The 8,782-nt window shown below is 41.1% G+C and carries 9 protein-coding genes, 2 tRNA genes and 1 rRNA gene; all 12 read left to right on the top strand.

The annotated features are described in order from the left end of the window. Positions 1-156: 156 nt before the first annotated feature. The 12 genes from rrf (at position 157) to groL (ending at position 8,362) form a co-directional block, all read left to right on the top strand. Positions 157-273: ribosomal RNA gene (gene rrf / locus AB840_RS14415) — 5S ribosomal RNA — on the top strand. Between the two features lie 5 nt (positions 274-278). Then, positions 279-354: transfer RNA gene (locus tag AB840_RS14410), tRNA-Trp, on the top strand. Positions 355-402: 48 nt separating this feature from the next. Next, a tRNA-Arg gene (locus AB840_RS14405) sits at positions 403-479 on the top strand. A gap of 122 nt (positions 480-601) precedes the next feature. After that, complete coding sequence (thiL, locus tag AB840_RS14400; protein ID WP_048515541.1) at positions 602-1,579, top strand: thiamine-phosphate kinase; 978 nt, start codon at positions 602-604, stop codon at positions 1,577-1,579. A gap of 12 nt (positions 1,580-1,591) precedes the next feature. Then, positions 1,592-2,059, top strand: coding sequence for a tRNA (adenosine(37)-N6)-threonylcarbamoyltransferase complex ATPase subunit type 1 TsaE (tsaE, locus tag AB840_RS14395; RefSeq protein WP_048515540.1), 468 nt, complete (start codon positions 1,592-1,594; stop codon positions 2,057-2,059). Continuing rightward, entirely contained in the window at positions 2,043-2,753 is a 711-nt protein-coding gene (gene tsaB, locus AB840_RS14390; RefSeq protein WP_048515539.1) for a tRNA (adenosine(37)-N6)-threonylcarbamoyltransferase complex dimerization subunit type 1 TsaB, read from the top strand. Before tsaE ends, tsaB begins: the two co-directional genes overlap by 17 nt. Then, positions 2,750-3,214 carry a ribosomal protein S18-alanine N-acetyltransferase gene (rimI, locus tag AB840_RS14385; RefSeq protein WP_048515538.1) on the top strand — a complete coding sequence of 155 codons (465 nt, stop codon included), beginning with the start codon at positions 2,750-2,752 and terminating at the stop codon, positions 3,212-3,214. The genes tsaB and rimI overlap by 4 nt, the downstream gene beginning before the upstream one ends. Before the next feature lie 19 nt (positions 3,215-3,233). Continuing rightward, positions 3,234-4,244, top strand: coding sequence for a tRNA (adenosine(37)-N6)-threonylcarbamoyltransferase complex transferase subunit TsaD (gene tsaD, locus AB840_RS14380; RefSeq protein ID WP_048515537.1), 1,011 nt, complete (start codon positions 3,234-3,236; stop codon positions 4,242-4,244). A gap of 19 nt (positions 4,245-4,263) precedes the next feature. Next, a complete protein-coding gene (locus tag AB840_RS14375; RefSeq protein WP_048515536.1) occupies positions 4,264-5,688 on the top strand; it encodes a histidine kinase N-terminal domain-containing protein in 1,425 nt (474 codons plus the stop codon). 1 nt (position 5,689) lies between these two features. After that, positions 5,690-6,292, top strand: a complete 603-nt coding sequence (locus AB840_RS14370; protein ID WP_048515535.1) for an ANTAR domain-containing response regulator — start codon at positions 5,690-5,692, stop codon at positions 6,290-6,292. Between the two features lie 118 nt (positions 6,293-6,410). Beyond that, entirely contained in the window at positions 6,411-6,692 is a 282-nt protein-coding gene (gene groES / locus AB840_RS14365) for a co-chaperone GroES (protein WP_048515534.1), read from the top strand. A 41-nt stretch (positions 6,693-6,733) separates the two neighbouring features. After that, positions 6,734-8,362: a chaperonin GroEL gene (gene groL, locus AB840_RS14360; protein WP_048515533.1), complete on the top strand. Its 1,629-nt coding sequence runs from the start codon at positions 6,734-6,736 to the stop codon at positions 8,360-8,362. Positions 8,363-8,782: the final 420 nt, after the last annotated feature.

Raw genomic sequence — 8,782 nt, 5'->3', positions numbered from 1 at the left:
GAAGGCGAATGGTTTGAAAAAGAGTACATGCGAAGAAACGACGAAAGACTCACAACCAAAACATACAAACTAAGTAGATGACATTAGAGTCACACCGATTGTTAAGATCCGAAATACTTTTCGATGTAGTTGTCAGGATACGAATCCTGAAACGAATTCAGTGGTGATGGCTGCAGGGATCCACCTGTTCCCATACCGAACACAGCAGTTAAGCCTGCAAACGCCGAAAGTACTTGGGTGGAAGCGCCCCGGGAGGATAGGAAGCCGCTGATTTTCATAGGGGTATAGCTCAATTGGTAGAGTAGCGGTCTCCAAAACCGTTGGTTGAGGGTTCGACTCCTTCTGCCCCTGCCAAAGCAGAGGGATGCGAGTTGCTTATCATGTACTCATATCCCTTCACATGACTCGGTAGCTCAGCTGGATAGAGTGACTGACTACGAATCAGTAGGTCTAGGGTTCGAATCCCTACCGGGTCACCAGTGAAACAGTTCATGCATTTTGTATGGACTGTTTTTTTGTATATATTTATGGATTATGTATTTTACTTTTTACGACATTTCTATTAAAATAGATTAGAAGTCTTCATAAGGAGTAATGAAGTATGAAAATATCTGATATAGGAGAATTTGGATTTATTGATGCTGTTACAGATGATACTATTTTTGATCCGAATTCGGTTGTCATTGGCATAGGAGACGATGGGGCTGTATACAAGGCCACACCAGGAATGGAACAAATTTCCGTTATTGACACGATGGTTGAAAACAGTCATTTTATTATAGGTAAAACAGCCACATGGTATGATGTTGGATATAAGGCGGTGGCCTCTAATTTGAGTGATATTGCCGCTATGGGAGGGATTCCTACACAACTCGTCCTATCGACAGCGATTCCACCCCATATGGAAATGACGGAGTTGGTTGATCTCTACAAGGGGATTAAAGATATTTGCCGAATCTATCGTGTTAATATTCTCGGGGGCGATACTGTAACATCGAAAGAGGGCATGGTCATTACAGTTGCTGCTTTTGGCGAAATAGAAACAGGAAGGGCGATTTGCCGCAGTGGTGCAAAACCTGGTGATATTATTGCTGTTTCTCATTCAATAGGTGATGCATCAGGCGGATTAGACGTTTTATTGGCAGAAAAAAGTGGCTATGAAAAATTGAAAAAGGCGCATCAATTTCCTGTTCCGCAGATAGAATTAGGCCGAAAATTAGTGGCATTTCATGGTCATAGCCTGAATGATATCAGTGATGGATTAGCTAGTGAATCCAATGAGATTGCTAAGGCAAGTCATGTGGATTTACATTTGAAGCGAGATTTGATACCTTGCAGTGATGAATTAATAAAATGGGCGGCTGCTGTTGGAAAAGACATCTGGAAATTTGTCTTTGATGGCGGGGAAGATTATGAAATGATATTTACTATATCGGCACCCAATTTTAATGCGCTGAAAAAAGAATTTCCGGATATTACGGAGATAGGAAACGTTTCGAAGGGGACTGGAAAGGTATATGTATCCTATGAGGGACAGGAAGTTTTACTGCAGCCTACAGGATGGAATCACTTTAGATAAGGAGCCGATGAAATGATAGATATAGAAACTCATTCAGAGAATGAGACTGTTGCTTTGGGAATTGTCATAGGAAAAATGCTGGCAGCGGGGGATGTATTAGCTTTGAAAGGAAACTTAGGAGCCGGCAAAACGCATTTTGTCAAGGGAATTGCCAGAGGAATGGGGATTGAAGAAAATGTTGTGAGTCCCACTTTTACGATATTGAATTATTATGAGCATACGATTCCTCTTCTGCATTTTGATTTTTATCGTCTTGAGGAAGAATATGAATTGGATGATTTAGGTTTTGATGACTATATTACTAACGGTATTACCGTTATCGAATGGGCTGAAAAATTTCCTGATCGGCTGCCTTCCCATGCTGCTATTATATCTATTGAAAAAAGCAGCTCCATGGATCGTATATTCCACATGGAGTTTAATGATGATAAATGGATACATATAGAAAAAGAGGTAAAACGATATGTTACTAGCCGTTGAAACATCCAGTCTTGTATCTAGTGTTGCGCTGTTGCATGATAATATACTTCGTGCTGAACTTACTATACAAGCAAAATTAACTCATTCCGAGCAGCTTATGCCGCATATTGCTGATATGCTGGAAAAAGCATCAGTGCAGAAACAGGATATTGATTCTATTGCCGTTTCCGTCGGGCCAGGATCTTTTACGGGATTGCGTATTGGTTTGGCTACAGCAAAAGGTTTGTCCTTTGCTTGGAAAGTGCCTATTATAGGAATAGAAACTCCAGTCAGCATGGCATGGAATTTTGTGGGAGCAGCAGCTCGGATTTGTGTTCTCGTAGATGCTCAAAAGGGCAATGTGTACGCTTCTGTATATGAATGGAGTCAAGGTGAACTGCACGTGATTATGCCTGTATGTATTATGCCGCTGACAAAGATACTTGATATATTGGAGCAACAGGGTAAGCGAATTGTTTTTTGTGGTGATGGTATTACGGTAGGGCATCAGAAAATTCAAGAAGGGTGTCCTTTATTTTCGATAGCACCGCCGACTATGGTGATTCCCAGAGCAGGAAGTTTGGCAATGGCGGCCCTCGTTCGCCTTAAAAATAATGATATAGATGATTGTATGACACTTACCCCGTCATATAAACGACGTAGCGAGGCAGAAGTTTTATGGGAGAAAAAGCATGGTGAACAACTGTGTCTATGATTGTCCGAAAGGCTAAAATGGATGATGCAGTTGGTATTTATGCGGTTGAAAAAGAAACATTTTCTGTGCCATGGTCTATTGAATCAATATTCAGGGAGTTAGCTAATGAAGAGTTGACCAGGTATTATGTATTGGAGGACGAAACAAAATCCATTGTTGGATATGCAGGCTTATGGCGTGTCACGGACGAAGGGCAGATAACCAACATTGCACTATGCAAGTGCTGCCGTAGAAATGGATACGGGGAATTATTATTGCGTGTTCTTATGGAGGCGGCATGGGAGGACGGTTGTAATGATATTTTTTTGGAGGTTCGTATTTCTAATATGCCCGCGTTGCATCTATATCGTAAATTGGGGTATACTGTGCTGTCTGTCCGAAAAAATTATTACTCTAAACCACTCGAAGATGCATATGTCATGAATTGTAGAAAAGAAAATTATCGGCGGATTATAAGATAGATAAAAAAGGATGGAGATTATGTATACATTAGCGTTGGAAACTAGCTGTGATGAAACTTCAGCAGCTGTTATCCAGAATGGGCGAATAATACTTTCTAATATTATTTCCACACAAGTGCCCATTCATCGGAAATTTGGTGGAGTAGTACCGGAAATTGCTTCACGGCAGCATATTGAATATGTTATGCCGGTTATTCAGGAAGCGCTTGATACAGCACAGGTTGATTTACAAGAAATAGATCACATAGGCGTGACGTATGGACCGGGACTGGTAGGCGCTCTTTTAGTAGGTGTTGCAGCTGCCAAGGCCTTGAGCTTTGCACTTGACAAGCCGCTGGTGGGCGTAAATCATATGGAAGGACATATTTTTGCTAATTTTTTGAGCCATCCTGAATTGGAGCCTCCCTTTCTGGCCCTGGTAGTTTCGGGAGGACATACGCAATTAGTTCAGATTAAAGACTATAATACATTTTCTCTTTTAGGACAAACGCGGGATGATGCGGCAGGTGAGGCATTTGACAAAATTGCTCGTGTTATGGGATATCCTTATCCAGGCGGCCCGCAAATTGATCAGCTGGCAAAGACCGGTGATCCGGAAGCGATTATTTTTCCGAAAGCACTTCATGAGAAAAATAATTTTGAATTTAGCTTCAGTGGATTGAAATCCGCCGTTCTCAACTATCTTCATACAGAGGAGCAGCGGGGAAACCGTTATAATGTGAATAATGTTGCCGCAAGCTTTCAAAAAACAGTCGTTGAAACTTTGGTAGAAAAAACGATGGATGCAGCCGCCTATTGTCATGCTGAGAAAATTGCTGTTGCTGGAGGTGTTTCGGCGAATAGTGCGTTGGCAGAGGCCATGGAAACGATATGTGCGGAGCAAGGCTATGCTTTTTACCGTCCAGAACCTGTATTATGTACAGATAATGGCGCGATGATTGGCTGTCGAGCCTATTATATGGCATTAGAAGGACACTTTGCTGATTTGACACTTAATGCCAGACCTTCTTTGGCTATTACATCTTATTAATGTATTGAGGTGACTTGTATTGGCTTCTATTGAAACTATTTGCCGTAGTCAGAGTGCACTATCTGATGTTCAGATTCATATTTTGAAAAATAGTGAAGAGCTGCTCCAATTTGCCAGCGATTTGTCCCATCGGGAATTATTGGTATTTGTGCCGGGACGAAAAGAAGAAACACTGATTTTAGCAGCACACTGCATCCCACTTTTGCAACAGATCGGCGATACATCTGGAAAAGTATCTGTTGGAACTGTTTTTGCGGGATATGAAGAGCCAATTGCTCTGCGCGTACTGCAGACAGGACAAGCCATGCAAGGCAGCAAGGAAATAGAATATGGGCATATCGAACCGCTTTTTTCGTATCCTTTTGTTGATAATGCTGGTGAAACCATCGCGGTTATTTCGTTTGTAGGAAAAGTGGAATCGAATCGAGATATTTTGACGGAAACTGCTTTTTTAGCACTTCAGGTGCCGATAGAAAAAGATTTCCGTAAGCTCTATTGCCGGTTATCCGTACAAGACGGTGTGGTACTCATTAATTGTAATGGTGTTATTATTTATGCGGATGAAATGGCTGACAGTATCATGCATATGCGCGGTCATTCAGGACCTCTTGTAGGAAGCAATATTTATAATACGCAAACAAATCTGACTGGGGCAAAGCAGGCTTTGGCCACTCACGAGGGTTTTGTAGAAGATGTTACTTTTGGGATGGTGGTATTTACCCGCCGTGTTATTCCTTTATTACAACGAGGGAAGGTACATCGCGTTATTGCTATTTTGACAGAACGGACAGAGCTATATCGCAAAGAAGAAGAATTGATGATCAAGACCTCCGTTATCAAGGAAATTCATCATCGCGTAAAAAATAATTTGCAAACAATTGCCAGCTTATTGCGAATGCAGATGCGCCGTACAGAAAGTCAAGAAGCAAAAGATGTACTCAAAGAGAGCCTTAATCGGATTTTGAGTATTGCATTAGTTCATGAAACATTATCCCATCATGATGAGGAAAATATAGATATTTCTGATGTAGCTAAAAAACTGCTGCTGCTCCTTACGCATAGTTTAGTTAGTGCAGATTGTCATGTAGAATCATCTTTTTCAGGGGAGACCTTATTTCTTCCTTCGGATGAAACAGTATCGTTGGCGCTGGTTCTGAATGAATTAATTACAAATGCTATTATTCATGGCTTTGAAGGACAGCCGGCAGGTAAACTGGATATAATGATTGAAAATAAAGAGAAACATTGTACTATTACTGTGACAGACGATGGAATTGGCATGGAACAGTCAAAAAAAGAGGATTCACAGAGAAAACATTTAGGCATGGAAATTGTACGGACATTGATTGAAAAGGATTTGAAGGGAACATTGGAGTTTACAAAAGGGGATCCTAAAGGTACGAAGGTATGTATTATATTTCCGGTTGCAAAGGGAGGAAATTGATATGGGGTATCGCGTTATCATAGGAGATGATGAATCTCTTATCCGCATGGATTTACGTGAAATGTTGGAAGAAGCGGGTCATACCGTGGTAGGAGAAGCTGCTGACGGGGTTGAAGCACTCGAACTGACACGCCGCGAAAAACCGGATATTGTTTTGCTGGATATTAAAATGCCTCGTCTTGACGGAATTCATGCAGCTAAAATGATTGGTCACGAGCAATTAGCACCGGTATTGCTTTTGACGGCTTATAGTCAGCAGGATGTCGTTGATAAAGCAAAGAATTCCGGCGTTTTAGGATATTTAGTCAAACCGGTCAGCCCGATAAATTTGTATCCAGCCATAGAAATTGCTGTAGCACAATTTAAGCGCCAGCAAGAGGTTTCGCAACAGTTGGTGGAAATGAATGAACGAATGGAAACAAGAAAATCCGTAGAAAAGGCAAAAGGATATTTGATGGAACTTTATCATATTTCTGAAAACGAAGCATATCGCCGTCTGCAGCAGTACAGTATGAAAAATAGAAAATCACTGAAGGATGTTGCGGATGCAGTTATAGCTAGCGCTAAACGCTTGCGGCAGCAAAAAAATGAACCAAAATTGTAAAAAGGAATAGAAAAGTATTGACTTTTTTACCTTTCATAGGTAATATATATATTGTAGTTAGCACTCAGATATATTGAGTGCTAATAAAAACTTGTTTATGATTGAGGAGGAATATAAAATGTTAAAACCGTTAGGAGATCGTGTTGTTATTCGTGTATTGGAAAAGGAAGAAAAAACTGCGAGCGGCATCTTTTTACCAGATACAGCGAAAGAAAAGCCAAGCCAGGGTGAAGTCGTGGCGGCAGGTCCTGGTAAATTGCAGGATGACGGCAAACGCACCGCTTTGGATGTAAAAGTAGGCGATAAAATTATTTTCTCCAAATATGCTGGTACGGAAGTTAAATTTGAAGGTACGGATTATCTAATTGTCAGTGAACGTGACATTTTAGCTATTATTTAACATAGAATAATCGATAACTTTAGTATAGGAGAGTGTTTGACATGGCAAAACAAATTTTGTTTAATGAAGATGCGCGTCGGGCTTTGGGTAAAGGTGTGGACGCATTAGCTAATGCAGTAAAAATTACATTGGGACCTAAAGGACGCAATGTAGTATTGGATAAAAAATTTGGTTCTCCGACTATTACCAATGATGGGGTAACTATTGCTCGTGATATTGAATTAGAAGATCCGTTTGAAAATATGGGCGCACAGCTTGTAAAAGAAGTTGCTACTAAAACCAATGATGTAGCAGGTGATGGCACAACGACAGCTACCCTGTTAGCGCAAGCTATGATTCAGGAAGGCATGCGCAATGTGGCTGCCGGTGCTAATCCGATGATTTTGAAGCGGGGCATTGAAAAGGCCGTTGCTAAATTAGTTGAAGAAATCAAAAAACGTTCTATTGCTGTCTCTGATAAAGCTTCTATTGCACAGGTTGCGTCTGTTTCTGCCAGTGATGAAGAAGTAGGCGGCCTTATTGCTGATGCGATGGAAAAAGTTGGCAAAGACGGCGTTATTACTGTTGAAGAATCTAAAACAATGGGAACACAGCTGTCTGTTGTTGAAGGCATGCAGTTTGATCGCGGATATATTTCGCCGTACATGGTAACGGATCCAGACAAAATGGAAGCAGTTATGAGCGAACCGTATATTCTTGTTACGGATCGTAAAATTGCATCCATTCAGGAAATGCTTCCTACATTGGAAAAGGTTGTTCAGGCTGGTAAGGAACTCCTTATCATTGCTGAAGATGTAGAAGGGGAAGCATTGGCTACGCTGGTTGTCAATAAATTGCGTGGAACCTTTAAGGCTGTAGCTGTCAAAGCACCTGGCTTTGGTGATCGCCGTAAAGCGATGCTGCAGGATATCGCTGTCCTTACAGGCGCAACGGTTATCAGTGAAGATGTCGGTCGTAAGCTGGATAGCATTACGATGGAAGATTTAGGTACAGCACGTCAAATTCGTGTAAGCAAGGATGAAACGACTATTGTAGAAGGTCACGGGGATTCCGCTGCCATCAAGGATCGCGTTGCACAGATTAAAGCTCAGATTGCTGATACAACCTCTGATTTTGATAAAGAAAAACTACAGGAACGTTTGGCTAAAATGTCTGGTGGGGTGGCTGTTATCGAAGTAGGTGCGGCAACAGAAGTTGAATTGAAGGACAAGAAACTTCGTTTGGAAGATGCATTGAACGCTACTCGTGCTGCAGTTGAAGAAGGTATTGTAGCTGGTGGTGGTACTACCTTTATTGATATTCTTCCTGCTTTGGATGAATTTAACGAAGAAGGAGATATTCAGACTGGCATTAATCTGGTTAAACGTGCTATTGAAGAACCGGTTCGCCAAATTGCTACCAATGCAGGATTGGAAGGTTCAGTTATTGTAGCACAAGTAAAAGCTTCTGGTGACGGTATTGGATTTAATGCACTGAAAGAAGAGTATGTAGATATGGTTAAGGCTGGTATTGTTGATCCGGCTAAGGTTACTCGCTCTGCTTTGCAGAATGCTGCTTCTATTGCTGCTCTTGTTTTGACGACCGAAACTTTGGTGGCAGATAAACCAGAACCGGCTCCGGCAGTTCCGGCTGCTCCGGCAGGTATGGGTGGTATGCCAGGAATGATGTAAAAAAAATGTTTTAAATGTAATGTGTAAATTAGTACTGTTGGCTATAGAATCTATAGTCGACAGTACTTTTTTTATTTGACAATTTAAGTGGGGGACTTTATTGAAAATATTTTCATATTGTTTTCTTGATATTCTGAAATACATAGAGCATAATAAAACGTGCCTGTTATTTAATGTAAACTGCACAAACCAATAGTGTGCATAACTGCAGTATTCATCAGTGTTTCGTAGTATAATAAGTGCATGAGTATGGTGGAAAACAGCTCAAAATCCTTGCACACAGGTGATATAACATGTATAAAACTCCTTCTAAACAACTTTCCTTCGAAGATTTTAATCAGCCCTTGGGATTACAAATGGATCCGAACAACCGTTGGATCAAGAAAGCAGCATTCATTCCGTGGGACCTGGTAGAAAAGA

This window comes from Megasphaera cerevisiae DSM 20462 (genome assembly GCF_001045675.1).
Taxonomy (GTDB): Bacteria; Bacillota; Negativicutes; order Veillonellales; family Megasphaeraceae; genus Megasphaera; species Megasphaera cerevisiae.
The sequence above is the reverse complement of the archived record's forward strand: the minus strand, read 5'-3'. Positions and strand labels throughout refer to the sequence as shown.

Bases quoted from the DNA above. Each gene is read 5' to 3' on its own strand.
- thiL (WP_048515541.1), top strand. From the start codon at position 602: ATGAAAATATCTGATATAGGAGAATTTGGATTTATTGATGCTGTTACA.
- tsaE (WP_048515540.1), top strand. From the start codon at position 1,592: ATGATAGATATAGAAACTCATTCAGAGAATGAGACTGTTGCTTTGGGA.
- tsaB (WP_048515539.1), top strand. From the start codon at position 2,043: ATGTTACTAGCCGTTGAAACATCCAGTCTTGTATCTAGTGTTGCGCTG.
- rimI (WP_048515538.1), top strand. From the start codon at position 2,750: ATGATTGTCCGAAAGGCTAAAATGGATGATGCAGTTGGTATTTATGCG.
- tsaD (WP_048515537.1), top strand. From the start codon at position 3,234: ATGTATACATTAGCGTTGGAAACTAGCTGTGATGAAACTTCAGCAGCT.
- AB840_RS14370 (WP_048515535.1), top strand. From the start codon at position 5,690: ATGGGGTATCGCGTTATCATAGGAGATGATGAATCTCTTATCCGCATG.
- groES (WP_048515534.1), top strand. From the start codon at position 6,411: ATGTTAAAACCGTTAGGAGATCGTGTTGTTATTCGTGTATTGGAAAAG.
- groL (WP_048515533.1), top strand. From the start codon at position 6,734: ATGGCAAAACAAATTTTGTTTAATGAAGATGCGCGTCGGGCTTTGGGT.